We start from the raw sequence: 13,681 nt of genomic DNA on the forward strand, positions 1-13,681 counted from the left end.
TGGCCGGACCGCATTTGTCAGGAGCCCAGGCGCGTGTGGTAGCGGTACATCTCCTTGTTCGTATGTCGAACGCAACGATGAAGGATCCGCGTTATGATCTTCGTAACAGTCGGTACGCAAGTGCAATTCGACCGTCTGATCCGAACGGTCGACGAATGGGCCGGTGCACACGCAAGAAGCGATGTTTTCGCTCAGATCGGGCCATCAAATTATCCATTCAAGCACATCCGTACCGAACGATTCATTGATCCAAGTCGATTCAAAAGTTGCGTCGAGGCGGCAAGCGTGGTGATCGCTCATGCAGGCATGGGCTCCATTATCACCGCCCTCGAGCTCGGAAAGCGAATCATTGTCATGCCACGTCGTGCGTGCCTGGGTGAACACCGAAACGATCATCAGATCGCAACGGCAAAACAGTTCGCCGCGCAAGGCCGTATTGAGGTCGCTTTCGACGAACGGGAATTAACGGACAAATTGGATCAATTGGACATAATCAATCGATGCGAACGCCTCGGTGGCGAAGCATCGCCGCAGCTGATCACGGCAATTCGGACTTTCATCGAAACGGGACATGTTCGTTCCGGGCCTAACAGCGCTTCAGCTTAGGCGGTGGACATGAAGTTACGGTACGGCCGAGCCTCTTCTTCTCTCCAGTCGTGCCGTAACGATGACGGAGACCGCCGCCTAAGCCAGCAAACGAAGATTGCCGGAAAAAGCGCACAGCCATGCTCGACGTCGCCAGGGCGACGTGAGCTGGAATGTCCTGGACACACTGCGCGTCTGTCCGCGTTCATTTGGCCGCGTAGGCCACCGGTGTGCCTTCGCCAGGGCTATCGAACTAACCAAGCAAGTTGAAACCTCACGCGAGTTTTGATGACTGGTGCAGTTATGTCGAATGATACAGTTGGAATTGGGGTTATCGGATACGGCTATTGGGGACCGAACCTGGTCCGCAATTTCGCTGCTCATCCTTCGGTACGTCTAATTGGCATAAGCGACCTTGATCCGGAGAAGCTAGCGACCAGCAAGCGTCTTTATCCGGGAGCGATAACGACGTCCTGTTACGACGAACTGTTCAAGAACCCGGCCATCGATGCCGTGGCCATCGCGACGCCGGTTCATACACATTATGAATTGGCGCTATCCGCGCTCAAGGCAGGAAAGCACGTTTTGGTTGAAAAGCCGCTGGCACAGAATTCAGATCTGGCCCGACGCCTGATCGATGAGGCGGCTCGGCGCGGTCTGATACTGAGCGTGGATCACACTTTCGTCTATACGCCAGCCGTGCGGAAAATCCGCGAGCTCTTGCTTAAGAAAGAGCTCGGTGAAGTCTATTACTACGACAGCACGCGGGCCAGCCTTGGCCTGTTCCAGAGCGACGTCAATGTGATCTGGGACTTAGCGGTGCACGACATTTCGATTATCCACCACATCTTGGATGAGAACCCTGTTGCAGTTTCGGCGACGGGATCGTGCCATGTGGCCGGCTCGCCGGAAAACATGGCCCATATCACATTGTTCTTCGATAGCGCATGCGTTGCCCATATCAGCGTCAACTGGCTCTCGCCAATCAAGGTCCGCCAGACGTTCATTGGAGGCAGCAAGAAGATGATCGTCTATGACGATCTTGAACCGACGGAAAAGATCAAGGTGTATGACAAGGGTATCACCGTGGACGGCCCCTCCGACCACGCCCATCAATTCCGGATAGGTTATCGGGCTGGCGATATGTGGGCGCCCCACGTCGCCCCTAAGGAAGCGCTGCAGGTCGAGGTCGAGCATTTCATCGCTTGTGTCCGCAATGGGACGCCATCGATCTCGAGTGGCATGTCCGGACTGCGGGTGATCGAGGTCCTGGAGGCTGCATCTCGGTCGATCGCCGAACACGGCAAGCCGGTGCTACTGAAACGGCAGCAGTACAGGAGTCCGGATCGTGCGGCGGCGACGGTCTGAAGCATTGGCAGGCGACACGGTATCCGCGAACAGCGCGACGGTCTCGCGATGAATTCGGTAGAACGTTCCATCCTGTTCTCAGCGGCCGACCGCTATGGCAGCCTTATCCTGGTCTTCGTTGCCACCGCTATCCTAGCTCGTCTGCTTTCGCCGGCAGAATTCGGGGTCTACGCAGTCGTCACTGCCATCACGACGGTGATTGGCGCATCCTTTTTTGAGTTCGGGGGCGGAAATTATCTGATCCAGAAGCGTGAATTATCCACGGAGGACGTTCGCTCCGCGTTCACCATCACGCTCGGAATATCGGTAGCAATTGCGCTTCTGCTGTTCGTGCTTGCGAGCCCGCTCTCGGAGCTCTTCGCCCAGGACAGTCTCAGAAGGGGCATACAGGTGTCAGCGCTGAATTTTGTTCTAGTCCCGTTTCACGGAACAACATCTGCTCTGCTCCGCCGCGACATGAAATTCGGCACGCTGGCCGTGTGCAATCTGGCAACCGGAGCGGCGACTGCGCTCGCATCGATCGTGCTTGCGATGACGGGATTCAGCTACATGGCGCCGATCTGGGGCGGATTGGCGGGGAGCATCGTATTCACCGTGATGCTGCTTGCCAATCATCGTGACTGGGGCGCCTTGCGTCCATCGCTGCTCGGTCATCGCGAGGTAGTCAACTTCGGTCTTTACTCCAGCGCGGTCAGCGTCATCAATCTCATCTACAATCTGGCGCCGCAGCTGCTGCTCGCCAAGATCCTGGATTTTGGATCTGTCGGTCTGTACACCCGGGCTACCAATCTGACACAGATGTTCGACCGGCTCGTCGCGCAGGCTCTAAGTCCCGTCATTATGCCGGCGATTGTCGCACAACGCAGGGCAGGGGCGGATCTGAAGGCCGTCTATCTCGAGGCCGTTGAACTCCTTTCGGCTGTGCAGTGGCCTTTCTTGATTTTTGTCGCACTTATGGCTCGGCCGATCGTTCTGATTTGGCTCGGACAGACGTGGCTGGAAATAGTTCCCTTGGTCCGCATTCTCTGCATTGCAAATCTAGCGCTATTCGCGGCTTGCCTTACCTATCCCGTGTTCCTCGCGGTTGGAAGCGTGCGCGACGCCTTGGTGTCTTCGCTCATCTCGCTACCACCGTCGCTTCTGGTGGTTCTGTGCGCATCGTTTTTCGGCGTAGAGGCTGTCGCAAGTGCGGCCCTCGCAACACTGCCGTTCCAGACAGCCGTTGTGATATATTTCCTCAAACGTCATCTGGCCTTCAGTTCAAGGGAGTTTTTCCGCGCCTCTCTGAAGAGCGGGCTGGTGACGTTCGCTATGGCCCCCGGTGTACTGGCTTGCGGCGCGTTGATCGAAGTGGGCATGCTTACTTCCCTGACCGGCCTGATACTCTCGTTCCCCATTGCCGGCCTCGGCTGGTGGTGCGGATTGATAATGACCGGCCATCCGCTGCTGCATCAGCTTCGCCACGTTGTAGACGGGCTCCTCCGGAGTGCGCCGAGGCTGCGTCGATCACGTCCGGCATAACCTGGAGAACAACCATGCCCATAACGAAGGATGTAAAGCTCGGCCGTGACGTCAGGATATTTCATCCCGAGTTGGTCAACCTGTATGGTTGCACCGTTGGCGACGAGAGCAAAATTGGAACCTTCGTCGAGATTCAGGCGGGGGCAAAGATAGGTGCGCGTTGTAAGATTTCGTCGCACACCTTCGTCTGCGAGGGCGTCACGATCGAAGACGAAGTTTTCGTGGGTCACGGCGTGATGTTCACGAACGACAAATATCCGAAGGCGACAACCGCAAATGGTCGTCCTCAGCTGGCTTCGGACTGGACACTTCAGCGCACTCACGTCGGCAGGAGAGCTTCCATCGGCTCGAACGCGACCATTCTATGCGGCGTGACGATCGGAGAGGGGGCCTCCGTTGGTGCGGGAGCGGTGGTGACAAAGGACATCCCCCCCGGCGCAGTCGTGGCCGGCGTGCCCGCTCGGATTCTGTCCGCCGCTGAAGACGGGGTGCCAAGCGGTCGTAGCTCAGCAGAGCCCCTTCAGAAAGACTATCACCGGTAATATATATTCTGCTTGAATTTAACGCTTGAATAAATTTAATAGATGGATTTAAATCCCTAATATAATGTCGGTCAAATCAAGGCTTTGAATCTTGATACCCTTCCTGGACCTGAAAGCGCAGTACAGCCAGATCAAGCCGGAAATCGACGCCGCAGTGGCGAGGGTCGTCAGTAGCGGGCACTTTGTGCTCGGACCCGAAGTCACAGCCTTCGAGGAGCGTTTTGCAGACTATTGCAGGACCACCGCTTGTCGCGCGGTGAACAGTGGCACCTCGGCGCTTCACCTTGCTCTGCTGGCGGCCGGCGTCGGATCCGGTGACGAAGTCATCACGGTCTCCATGACGTTCGTCGCAACAACCGCAGCTATTCTCTACAGCGGCGCCAGGCCGGTATTTGTCGACGTTGACCCGGTAACATGGACGATGGATCCCGGCTTGATCGAAGCTGCGATCACGCCGCGAACCAAGGCAATTCTGCCAGTTCACCTACACGGACTGATGGCCGACATGGATCCGATAATGGCCATAGCGCGTCGTCACGGGCTGGTCGTCATTGAGGACGCCGCGCAGGCGCACGGCGCGGAATATCGCGGACGTCGCGCAGGCTCGATCGGCGATCTGGGATGTTTCAGCTTTTATCCGGGCAAGAACCTAGGAGCGTTTGGCGAGGGTGGGGCGGTCGTCACCGACCGGCCCGAATTCGCACGCCGGGTGTCCCTGTTGCGGGATTGGGGGCAGGAGGCGAAGTACGACCACGTCATTGCAGGATACAACTATCGCATGGACGAAATCCAGAGTGCGGTACTGAATGTCAAGCTGGACTATATTGAGCATTGGACGGATGCACGTCGGTCGCTGGCTGAGCGATACAATGCACTGCTTTCTGGTCTTCCATTCGCGCGTCCCCAGCCGCCCCAGTACGCCCGTCACGTGTATCACGTCTATGCGGTCAGATCGGAGCGCCGCGACGACGCGCTGAAGCGATTGCGTGATGCCGGGATTGGCGCCGGGATTCACTATCCCGTCCCAGTTCACCTGCAGAGGGCATATGCAGAACTCGGCTATCGGGCCGGTGATCTCCCCGTCACTGAGATGCTCGCGAACGACTTCCTCTCTCTTCCCATCTATCCCGAGTTGCCGCCGGAACGGACGGCCGAGGTTGTCGGAATATTGAGGGGTGCGGCGCTGCAGCCTAGCGCGGCCATCAGCACCCGGTCGGAGCATTCACAAAGCTTCATGACATGGTCCCACAACAGGAGAGCGTCTTGATCGACATCAAGGGTAAACGCGTTCTGGTCACCGGCGGGGCGGGATTTATCGGCTCCCACATCGTTGATCTGCTCTGCGACGAGGGTTGCATCGAGATTGTTGCCCTCGACAACATGATCAGAGGCCGGCCGGAAAATCTCCGGCGGGCGCTCGGGCGTGGGCCCGTAAGGCTGGTTCACGGCGACATTCGCGATCGCAAGCTGATGGAGGCGTTGGTCAAGGCTGCCGACATCGTCTTTCATCAGGCCGCGCTCCGCATCACTCATTGTGCGGCCGAACCGCGCCTGGCCAAGGAGGTCATGGTGGATGCCACCTACGACCTGCTGGAGCTGTGCATCAAGCACGATATTGAGAAGATCATCGCGGCGTCTTCGGCATCGGTATATGGCATGGCCGAGGAGTTTCCGACGACAGAGCGGCAGAATGCCTACAATAACCGAACCCTCTATGGGGCCGCCAAGGCGTTTAACGAAGGGCTACTGCGGGCTTTCAACGATGCATGCGGCCTCGACTATGTGGCATTCCGGTATTTCAACGTCTATGGCAGCCGGATGGACATCCACGGACGGTACACCGAGGTCTTGATCCGCTGGATGGAGCGGCTGGAAGCCGGATTGCCTCCGGTTATCTTTGGCGACGGCCGTCAGACCATGGATTTCGTCCACGTCCGTGACGTCGCGCGTGCCAACATCCTTGCCGCCAGGGCAAAGATTACCGATGAGGTCTTTAACGTCGGGAGCGGCACTGAAACAAGCCTGACCGAGCTGGCTAAGGTGCTTGCGTCGGTGATGGGGCACCGCGGCCTCACGCCCGAATTCGCGCCGGAGCGCTCGGTCAATCCGGTACCGCGACGGCTGGCCTCGACGGGTAAGGCAGAGCGTTTGCTGGGCTTCCGCACCACGGTTTCGCTGGAGCAGGGGCTCGCAGATCTCGTGAAATGGTGGCGATCCGAGCGCGAGCTCGCTTCGGATCATCAGCGGCAGGCGGCGGCATCGTGATTCCGATCGCAATGTCGCTCCTTGCAGATCAAGAGACCGAAGCGGCGCGCCCCGGCCCCCCTCCCTGCTTGGGCGTCGGAGGGGTCGAGGCCGAGGCGGAACGCGCGGCCGTGCCATCCGACTAGGTTCCGTAGGGTCCGCAGATGGGGTTGAGCACGGGTTTGCACCTGTAAGTCGGTCGATGCCTGCGCGGCGCCCGCGCAAAGCCATCGCCTGTGAGGCTGAACCACCGCGATGAGGCTGACCGAACCTGTGCAGCACCAGAGAGTACGCAAATCTGACCGATTCCGACCGGACCATTCATGATTTCGATCGTCGTCCCAGCCCACAACGAGAGTTCTGTGATCGCACGGACGTTGAGGCAATGGGTCGGCAACCCAGCTTCGGACCAGATCCGTGTGGTCGTCGTCTGCAACGGGTGCTCAGACGACACTGCGAACGTCGCCCGGCGTTTCGGCCCAGCCGTCAACGTTGTGGAATCGAACATCGCAAGGAAGACCCACGCTCTGAACCTTGGCGATCAAATCGCGGACGCTTTTCCGAGGATTTATGTTGATGCCGATATTCTGATTACCGTTGATGCCATTCTGGCTTTGGCAAGGCGCCTCGATCAAGGTGACGTTTTGGCGGTCGCGCCTACAGCCGACATCAATCTGGCAGGTTGTTCCTGGCTCGTCCGCAAGTACTTTGGAATCCGGTCACGGCTGCCATCTTCGCGTGAGGGAATCGGCGGTTCTGGCGTCTATGCCTTATCCGAGGCGGGACGCAGGCGGTTCGGCCAGTTTCCAGACATCACCGCTGATGACACCTTTGTTCGACTTCAGTTCAGACCAGGAGAGCGGGAGACACTGCCCCGCGTTAGGTCCACGGTATTCGCCCCACGCACTCTGCTGCAGCTTATCGCGGTCAGAACTCGTGCCTACAGGGGGACAGTCGAGGTCGCCAGGCGCTTTCCTGAATTGCGCGTCAACAAAGGACCGGCGAATGGCCGGGCCCTCATTGCGCTGTTCAAGGAACCTCGCTTATGGGCCGGACTATTGATTTATTGTGGGGCCAACATTGCTGCTCGCTGTAAGGCTACCCTGGGTTCCCGACGTGGAGCTCATCCTTGGCAGCGCGACGAAACGTCCCGTGCGATGCTGTCAGATTCAATCAAATAAGATTGCAATTCGGCTTGTCTCATTGCAGGAAATCGGAAGTGTCGTGCTTATAAATCACTTGATTTTAAATGGCGGCTTGATAATTTAAATTAAAATATTAAATGCAGGCGTCGAGGCCCGATCCGTTCATGGGAGCTTGCGAGCCTGCAGCGTTCTAGGGAGGCCAGCCCATGCTTCTCAGCCCGGTCTTTCACCGCAAGACGTTGCTCAAGAACGACACGCAGCGGTCACCCGGCACTCGGCCGAAACTGCTGGCGGTCTCTTCGGGTGGGGGCCATTGGGTGCAACTGTTGCGGATCAAACCCGCCTTCGAGCATTGCGAAGTCACGTTCGTCACCGTCCACGACTCCTATCACGCGCAGGTGCCCGACCACAAATTCTACCTTGTCAATGACGCTAACCGGTGGACCAAAATCGCGCTGTTGAAGGCGGCGCGCAGAATGGCCTGGATCGTTTGGAATGAAAGGCCGGACATCGTCGTGTCGACGGGGGCCGCTCCGGGATATTTGGCACTACGGTTTGGACAAATGATGGGTGCGCGCACGATCTGGCTCGACAGCATCGCCAACATCGAGCAGCTTTCGATGTCGGGAGACCGTATCGGTCATTGCGCCGACCTCTGGCTGACGCAGTGGCCCCATCTGGCGCGACCCGAGGGGCCTCATTACACAGGCGCGGTGCTATGAGTTTCCCGGCCGTCGGAGTGCCGTCACAGTTTGACCAGCAGCTCCATGTCTTCGCGCGGATCGTTATTTCTCGTGACGCATTTGCTTGCATGATGACCCCAAGCTTGAAAGTGGATGATAGTCATGCCTCCTCGAGGGGACCGGGTCGCGGTTGTCCCGGAGCTACCATCTCTTGCTGACGCGGTGGTGACGCGTGACGTTCCGTTATGCGACCGTAGGGTCGTGCGCATCGGCTGCACGGAAGGGAGGTTGGCGCTGAAGCTGCCCTCGAGAGTCGCGAGCATCTATATTAATTGATTTATTGTCCCTATATTAATTGACTTAATAGAATAATTTATGCCAAATAAATCGCGGCACCGCATTGCGGTCCATAATAGGAATAGTCCTTGATGCCCTCGTCAGTTCTGAAGCCCAAGATCGTCGGGCCAGTTCTGCGAACGATATAGCGCCAAGTTCGGGCGGGGGCTGGTATGGGTGGCTCGCCAGCAAGAGGGCGATAATCACGTGATTCCGATCGCATTACCGTTGCTTGCCGAGGAGGAGGCCGATGCAGCTCGTGCGGCTGTACTCTCCGGCTGGGTCTCGCAGGGCCCACAGGTGGCAGCCTTCGAGCGCGACTTTGCGGCCCTGGTCGGTGCACCCTATGCTTGCGCCGTTTCCAACTGCACGACCGCTCTGCATTTGGCGCTCGTCGCCCTGGAGATTGGGCCTGGCGACGAGGTCATCACGGCCAGCCACTCGTTTATTGCCACGGCCAATTGCATCCGGTATTGCGGCGCGACGCCGGTCTTTGTCGACATCGATCCCGGCACTTATAATATTGACCCTAACCGGGTTGCCGAAGCGATCACTCAGCGTACCCGCGCGGTGATCGCCGTCCACCAGATGGGCATGCCCTGCGATCTGACGGCCCTCGCCACGCTGGCCGATCGCCACGGCATCATCTTGATCGAGGATGCGGCCTGCGCCGCCGGCAGCCAGATCCGAGTGGATGGCGGCTGGGAGCGCGTGGGCAAGCCGCATGGGCGGATCGCCTGCTTCTCCTTTCATCCCCGCAAGGTCATCACGACCGGCGAGGGTGGGATGCTCACCACCTCCGATGCAAAGCTCGACCATAAGTTCAGGCTATTGCGCCAGCATGGCATGAGCGTTCCGGACATCGTGCGGCACGGCTCACAGCAGGTGATCTTCGAGGACTATCTGGTAGTCGGCTACAACTACCGCATGACCGATATACAGGCCGCGGTTGGACGCGAGCAGCTCCAGCGGCTGCCTACGCTGGTGTCTCGACGTCGCGCGATCGCGGCCCGCTATCGAGAAATGCTCGGCAACTTCGAAGGCTTGAAACTGCCGATCGAGCCCGATTGGGCGCGGTCCAACTGGCAAAGCTATTGTATTGGGTTGCCGGACCGCGTCGACCAGCTCAAAGTCATGCAAAGCCTGCTCGATCAGGGTATCGCGACTCGACGCGGCATTATGTGTTCGCACCGGGAAGCGCCATACGCCAAGGACAAGCAGCGCCACGATCTGCGGCGGTCCGAGTTCGCGCAGGACAATTCGATGCTGCTGCCAATCTACGCGCAGATGAACGAGGAAGATCAGGAGCGGGTCGCCTGTGCGTTGCGAAGGGAGCTCCAAGCCTCTGCATTGCAATAGTCCGCGTTCCTCAAGGCCCAAGACGCACTGTGCGCTCTTCATGGCGCGTGATCGAGCAAGTTGCGGCTTAGGCTCCCCAAGTGCGGATCCACAATAGGCGAGTTATTCCAAATGCAAAAGCCGCTTGTTAGCTTTGTCGTCCCTTGCTACCGACTGGCTACTTTCTTGCCAGAATGTGTCGACAGCATTCTCTCGCAGACCTTTGAGGATTTCGAAATCCTCATCATGGATGATTGCTCTCCGGACAACACGGAAGAAGTTGCCAGAACATTCACAGATGGCCGAGTTACCTATGTCAGGAACGAGGAAAATCTTGGAGCGATCCGGAATTACAACAAGGGGATACTTTTAAGTCGAGGGAAGTACGTTTGGCTTATATCGGCTGATGATCGCTTGCGCCGACCGTACATACTGCGAAGATACGTCGAAACCCTGGAAAATCATCCGGAAGTCGGCCTTGCCTTCTGCCCCGGGGTTAGCCTGAGAGGTGGAAAAGAAGGTGCAGTGATAGATTATTCGACCTATGGCGACGTAGATCGGATCGTCAGGGGAGAGGAGATCATCAAGCACTCATTTAAAGTAAAAGGAAATGCGATTCTGGCTGCGTCGGTGCTTGTTCGACGTGACTGTTACGAGAAACTGAGTCTTTACCCGGTCGACGTGGTATGGGCCGGAGTTCCGGTCGATTTCATATGGGGCGGCGATTGGTACATGTGGCTATTAATCTCCTTGAACTATCACGTCGCATACTTTGCAGAGCCGATGGTGTGTTACCGTGAACATGAACTCAGTATGACAAACGCCATCACTCAAGAGAAGATCGATATCTGCTGGCACTCCGAGTTGGCCGTGATCACGATGATATCGCAGGCAGCCAAGGAGAAAGGCGCCCTAACAGTCTACAAGGATTGCTTGAGTGCGCTCGCCAACTTCTATGCCAAACATTGTGCCTCAAAACCCTATTCGTGGATGGGGCAGACATCCTGGTCCACTATAGATCTTCAGCAGGTGGAAGCGACACTCGATCGCAGCCCTTATACCGAGCAAGAGAAGGCGTGGATCCGTTCACGCATCATGGTGGCGCTTGCTGATCTCTATTATTCAGAGGGCGATTCTGTATCAGCGAGATCATATTACTTGAAGGCATTGAAGCTGAAGCCTTTCATGCTGCCGGTGTTCTTGAAATTGATTGTTCTTTCATTCGGTGGTCCAGGCCGGCAGGTTCGCGAGTTGCTGCGAACCGCTCGAGAGCATTTGGTGCGAGGCTGATCGACGGATCAGTCTCCGAGTTTAACCGACTCTTTTGCTGTGTGTTCGATGAAGAAGACCCTAGTGATCAGCGACAGGTTTCCTCTGCCGGAGAAGTTTGGCGCTGATATCAGAACCATGAATCTCGCAAGGTACTTTGCCAGCCTTGGGCCCGTCGATATTGCGTATCTCTCGGAACTGCGCTCCGGTCCGGGACAGGTGGCAGGAGCGGGGGAACATCTCGAAAAGGATGACGTATTCTCTGGAAAATATTGCTTACAGAAGCTGGAGTACCCCAGAACCTTGCGAGGACGGTTCGGAATTTCGGTTCGTGGTTTTCCATATCCCGTTAGAGAATACAGCAAAGACTCGATGGAGAAGTTGTTCGCTCTAATAGAGTTCGGCGGCTACGATTTTGTGCTGGTGCGATACCTTCGGAATACCGCCGGGCTTCTTGGGTTATCACAGACGGCAAAAATGAAGGTCATCGTCGATATTGATGACGTCTTGACCCTTTCGCTCTATGATACGCTTTTTACTCCGACGAATAATGCCTTAAGGAAACTTTTCCGCGCCATAAACAAGGTGCTTCTGACCTACTATCAGACGCGTTGTGTGACCGGCTTCGGCGCCTGCTTGGTATGTTCCGAGAAGGATAAATCAGATCTGTGGGGTGAAAAGGCCTCTGAAAGTATCTTCGTTGTGCCAAACACGTTGGGGATGCGACGTTCAGGAAAACTCCCCATGGGAAGCGGCTTCGCCAGGCGACACGTTCTATTGTTCATTGGTGCGCTTCACTATCAGCCTAATGTCAGCGGCTTGCTTTGGTTTTTGGAGAACGTGTATCCGCTCTACAGGAACGTGTACCCCGATGCCGTTCTTTTGGTTGTTGGACGGGATCCATTGCCAGAGGTGATCGAAGCTTGCGCTCGCTCAAAGGGAGTCGAGTTGCATCCCGATGTCCCTGATGTGATAGAATATTACAAGGATTGTAGAGCGGTTGTTGTGCCACTGCTTGAGGGTAGTGGGACGCGGTTAAAGGTTTTGGAGGCAGCACTCTTGGAGAGGCCGGTTATCTCTACAAGAAAAGGTGTAGAAGGGTTGGATGTAGTCTCTGGCGTCCATTTTCTGGAGTTCAGTGATGATCGTAGCTTTTGCGAGGCGTATAGAACCTTGAGCAACGAAGCGGTCTATGACGCGCTTGTGGCAAGCGCCGAAAGCATGGTTCGAGAAGAATATTCGAACAGCGCTCTTTCTGCTTCAATGAGCAAAGTGGTTGCATATATCGATGCAAGGAAGCCCAAGAATTCCTCACCGAGGTCTCACGCCCCCGCAGGACAACCTTCCGGTGAAGCTTTCAACTAGCTACGAGTTCTCATCGGCCCACAGCACCATTGCCCTGGTGCGGAGCAATAGGGCCCTACAGTCCGCGCCGCATGTCGCAGGCTGGCCGATCTCTCAGGCAATCGCTCTCACGCCCTTGCACTTCAAGCCTGAGCCTCGGCTTGGACTTACGGTGATCCAGCCCTAGGCAGCGTTCAGCAGGAAAGCGACCTGGTCGCCTTGCTGTTCAATATTCAGCTGCGCCGCCCTCTTGGCAAATCCTCTCATTTCCCGCCGGCTGAACACGTCATTTGGTCTGGATGATGCGAGCGGCTTGGAGCTCCTGTACATTTCGCTTCCCCAGAACTGAAATGCAGTCGAATCGTCAATTGATTGCCTAACACGCAAACCGCAGCGCTCCGCCAATGCATTCATTCCCTTGCGAGAGGGTATCACAACGTGGCGCGGCGCATCCAGCTGCACCCAATTCGGGCCGTACTCTTTCCACGCATGCGAGGATGAGGTTGGGATGCGAACCAGAATGCGGCCGCCGGGCGCAAGTAGCCTTCTTGCATTGCTAAGACTTTGGTCCGGCTCAGGCACGTGTTCTAGTGAATGATTGAACATGATGAAGTCAAACTCGCCGGACATACACTGAAGGTCCGATTTCTGAATTGTCACGGCACCTGCTGTTGGTTCGACAATGAAGGGATCGACCCCTGTAAGGTTCTTGAACCCTGCCGCAGACATTCTGTAGAGAAGTTTCCCGGACCCGCAGCCTACGTCTAGCACCCGAGAACTGGGATCAATTCCAAAGCATCCGATGACCGCTACGATGGGGTCGTACCTCACAAAGGACGCCATGGCTCCCAGTATGCTTTTGGTGCCAAGTGCGTACGCGTCCCTGACGGCGGAAATAGGCGAACTTCGCGAAGGTTTGGAAAACGAGTAGTACCCATCGGGGTAAAGGCGGCTCTCGTCGGCTACATCCGATAGGCGTTGAATCGTTCCACAATCACTACATTCCTGGTATTCAAACCGATCTCTTGTGCCAAACATCATCTCAATAAAAAGGTGGCGGCGATGTTCGCCGTCAGACAAGCAAGTTTTACAGATCATATCGAGTACCTAGCCACAACGGCGGATCGAGTTCGGCACGGCGATCGGTGAGGCCGTACAGGTGCAGTGTCCTTACTATGATGCGAGACTGACGAGCTTGCGATGCCTTCGGCCTGATCGCTCTCTCCAACTTTCTGGTCGGGCTGTCACTTTGCATGCCCCGCCTGTCGTTCTCGCCGGGCCGCGGCCCGCGGGCAATCAAGCGGAA

General features: G+C 56.7%; 12 protein-coding genes. 11 read left to right on the forward strand and 1 reads right to left on the reverse strand.

Annotated elements, in window-relative coordinates:
- Nucleotides 1-93 precede the first annotated feature (93 nt).
- The 11 genes from P0R31_RS12080 to P0R31_RS12130 all read left to right on the forward strand — a co-directional run bounded on the left by P0R31_RS12080 (nucleotide 94) and on the right by P0R31_RS12130 (nucleotide 12,396).
- Nucleotides 94-606: a glycosyltransferase gene (locus tag P0R31_RS12080; protein ID WP_275514248.1), complete on the forward strand. Its 513-nt coding sequence runs from the start codon at nucleotides 94-96 to the stop codon at nucleotides 604-606.
- Nucleotides 607-888: 282 nt separating this feature from the next.
- Nucleotides 889-1,953 carry a Gfo/Idh/MocA family protein gene (locus P0R31_RS12085; protein ID WP_430516824.1) on the forward strand — a complete coding sequence of 355 codons (1,065 nt, stop codon included), beginning with the start codon at nucleotides 889-891 and terminating at the stop codon, nucleotides 1,951-1,953.
- Between the two features lie 48 nt (nucleotides 1,954-2,001).
- Entirely contained in the window at nucleotides 2,002-3,474 is a 1,473-nt protein-coding gene (locus P0R31_RS12090; protein WP_275514250.1) for a lipopolysaccharide biosynthesis protein, read from the forward strand.
- 14 nt (nucleotides 3,475-3,488) lie between these two features.
- Entirely contained in the window at nucleotides 3,489-4,016 is a 528-nt protein-coding gene (locus P0R31_RS12095; RefSeq protein WP_275514251.1) for an acyltransferase, read from the forward strand.
- Between the two features lie 91 nt (nucleotides 4,017-4,107).
- Entirely contained in the window at nucleotides 4,108-5,283 is a 1,176-nt protein-coding gene (locus P0R31_RS12100; protein WP_275514252.1) for a DegT/DnrJ/EryC1/StrS family aminotransferase, read from the forward strand.
- A 5-nt stretch (nucleotides 5,284-5,288) separates the two neighbouring features.
- A complete protein-coding gene (locus P0R31_RS12105; RefSeq protein WP_271540856.1) occupies nucleotides 5,289-6,281 on the forward strand; it encodes an NAD-dependent epimerase/dehydratase family protein in 993 nt (330 codons plus the stop codon).
- Between the two features lie 302 nt (nucleotides 6,282-6,583).
- Complete coding sequence (locus P0R31_RS12110; protein ID WP_275514253.1) at nucleotides 6,584-7,441, forward strand: glycosyltransferase; 858 nt, start codon at nucleotides 6,584-6,586, stop codon at nucleotides 7,439-7,441.
- A gap of 170 nt (nucleotides 7,442-7,611) precedes the next feature.
- The gene (locus P0R31_RS12115; RefSeq protein WP_275514254.1) at nucleotides 7,612-8,127 is read left to right on the forward strand and encodes a UDP-N-acetylglucosamine--LPS N-acetylglucosamine transferase; all 516 of its coding nucleotides are present in this window, start codon (nucleotides 7,612-7,614) and stop codon (nucleotides 8,125-8,127) included.
- Nucleotides 8,128-8,631: 504 nt separating this feature from the next.
- Complete coding sequence (locus P0R31_RS12120; RefSeq protein WP_275514255.1) at nucleotides 8,632-9,783, forward strand: DegT/DnrJ/EryC1/StrS family aminotransferase; 1,152 nt, start codon at nucleotides 8,632-8,634, stop codon at nucleotides 9,781-9,783.
- Between the two features lie 111 nt (nucleotides 9,784-9,894).
- Nucleotides 9,895-11,052 carry a glycosyltransferase family 2 protein gene (locus P0R31_RS12125; protein WP_275514256.1) on the forward strand — a complete coding sequence of 386 codons (1,158 nt, stop codon included), beginning with the start codon at nucleotides 9,895-9,897 and terminating at the stop codon, nucleotides 11,050-11,052.
- Nucleotides 11,053-11,100: 48 nt separating this feature from the next.
- Nucleotides 11,101-12,396, forward strand: coding sequence for a glycosyltransferase (locus tag P0R31_RS12130; RefSeq protein ID WP_275514257.1), 1,296 nt, complete (start codon nucleotides 11,101-11,103; stop codon nucleotides 12,394-12,396).
- Nucleotides 12,397-12,558: 162 nt separating this feature from the next.
- On the opposite strand, the gene P0R31_RS12135 is transcribed toward P0R31_RS12130, so the two are convergent.
- Nucleotides 12,559-13,473, reverse strand: coding sequence for a class I SAM-dependent methyltransferase (locus P0R31_RS12135; RefSeq protein ID WP_343299312.1), 915 nt, complete (start codon nucleotides 13,471-13,473; stop codon nucleotides 12,559-12,561).
- Nucleotides 13,474-13,681 lie beyond the last annotated feature (208 nt).

It is taken from the genome of Bradyrhizobium yuanmingense (genome assembly GCF_029167105.1).
Classification (GTDB): Bacteria; Pseudomonadota; Alphaproteobacteria; order Rhizobiales; family Xanthobacteraceae; genus Bradyrhizobium; species Bradyrhizobium yuanmingense_A.